This is a genomic window from Synechococcus sp. R8-2 (assembly GCF_047461715.1).
GTDB lineage: Bacteria > Cyanobacteriota > Cyanobacteriia > Thermostichales > Thermostichaceae > Thermostichus.
The window spans coordinates 1-1,880 of sequence record NZ_JANSHQ010000243.1 but is presented as its reverse complement, the minus strand read 5'-3'; the positions used below and the strand labels follow the sequence as shown (position 1 = coordinate 1,880).

1 protein-coding gene is annotated in these 1,880 nt (G+C 63.4%); it reads left to right on the top strand.

Translation table 11 applies throughout. From position 1 onward, the window contains the following. Positions 1-1,880 (top strand): heavy metal translocating P-type ATPase (locus NW819_RS06510; RefSeq protein WP_414413257.1); only part of this gene is annotated, 1,880 nt, incomplete at both ends.

Sequence of the window (1,880 nt, the reverse complement as noted above, 5' to 3'; positions counted from 1 at the left end):
CGTCAGCGGTGCGGAGCACTCTCAAGATCCCTCTTCCCCTCCCGGTGGGTGGGAAGAAGCCTTGGATGTGCCTGCGGATCCCCTCTCTCGGCAGCGACAGCAGACCCGACACCACATTCGCCAAGCGCTCACCGCCGCTTTTTTGCTGCTGATTTCTGCCGCCGGACACTTGGATCTCTTCGCCCGTCTGGGCTTGCCCCTCCTTAATGATGTCTGGCTGCACTGGGGCTTGGCGACCTTGACTTTTGTCGGCCCGGCTCGCGGCATTGTCCTGGATGGTTGGAGAGGGGCGCGGCGGCTGGCCCCCAACATGAACACCCTGGTTACTCTGGGATCCGGATCGGCCTACCTGGCCAGTCTGGCGGGGTTGTTGGCCCCTCAGGTGGGCTGGGAGTGCTTTTTCGACGAGCCCGTCATGATGCTCAGCTTCATCCTGTTGGGACGGGCCTTGGAACAGCACAGCCGCCTGCGGGCGGCCAGCAGCCTGCAATCGCTGGTGAGCTTGTGTCCCAGTTTGGCTCGGCGGGTTCAGCCTGCAGAGAAGGCGGGATCTCTGGCTTCCAGCCCAGAGGGGAACCTGGATCTGGGATCCCAAACCGGAGAATGGTGCCCTGTCGAACAGGTGCGAGTGGGGGATTGGCTCCAAGTGCGGGCCGGCGAACAGATCCCGGTGGATGGAGAGGTCATTGCCGGCCAGGCCACGGTCAACGAGGGGATGTTGACGGGGGAACCCTTGCCGGTGCTGAAACAAGTGGGGGATCCCGTGGTGGCGGGGACGCTGAACCAATCGGGGTTGTTGCTGTGCCGAGCGACGCGCACCGGGAAAGACACCACCTTGGCCCAGGTCATTCGCCTGGTGGAAGAGGCCCAAGCTCGCAAGGCCCCCATCCAAGGGATAGCCGACCAGGTGGCGGGCTACTTCACCTATGGGGTGGTCACGCTGGCCATTCTCACCTTTGGGTTCTGGTACTGGATTGGGATCCCGCTTTGGGGGAGCGGCGGTGCGGAGCACTTCGTCCTGGCGGGGTTCAGCCTGCACGCCCATCTGCATCTGAGCGACCATCCCCCTCACCCCACACCCCTGCTCAGCAGCCTCAAGATGGCCATTGCCGTTTTGGTGGTGGCCTGCCCCTGTGCTTTGGGATTGGCTACGCCGATGGCCATCCTGGTGGGTACCGGGCTGGGAGCCGAGCGGGGCTTGCTCATCCGAGGGGGAGATGTTCTGGAGAAAGCCCATCGCTTGCAAACGGTGGTCTTCGACAAAACCGGCACCCTCACCCAAGGGGATCCCCACCTGACGGACTGTCTCAGCCTCGACCCCTCCCTAGATTCCAATCGCCTACTCCAACTGGCGGCCACAGTGGAAAGCGGCACTCGCCATCCGCTGGCGCAAGCCATTTTGCAAGCCGCCCGCACCCAGGGTTTGCCGTTGCTCTCCGCCGGCGAGTTTCAAACCCAACCGGGGATAGGGGTTGCTGCCCAAGTGGAAGGGCAGGAAGTGGTGTTGGGATCCCTGGATGGGCTGGCTGCTTTGGGGATCCCAATTTCCCCAGAGGCGCAGGCCCAGGCCGAGGCGCTACTGGCAGCCGGCAAAACGGTGGTGGGCGTGGCTGTAGAGGGATCCCTGGTGGGGCTGCTGGCAGCACAGGATCCCTTGCGGCCTGATGCGCAGGCAACACTGCGACAACTGCAAAAGATGGGCTTGCAGGTGATGCTGCTTACTGGCGATCGGGCTGAGGTGGCCAAGCAGGTAGCCGAAGCTCTGCAAGTGCCCGGGATCCGCGTTATCGCCGAGGTTCACCCGGCAGACAAAGCTCAAGTCATCCGCGACCTGCAGACCCAAGGCCAGAGAGTTGCCATGGTGGGAGATGGCATTAACG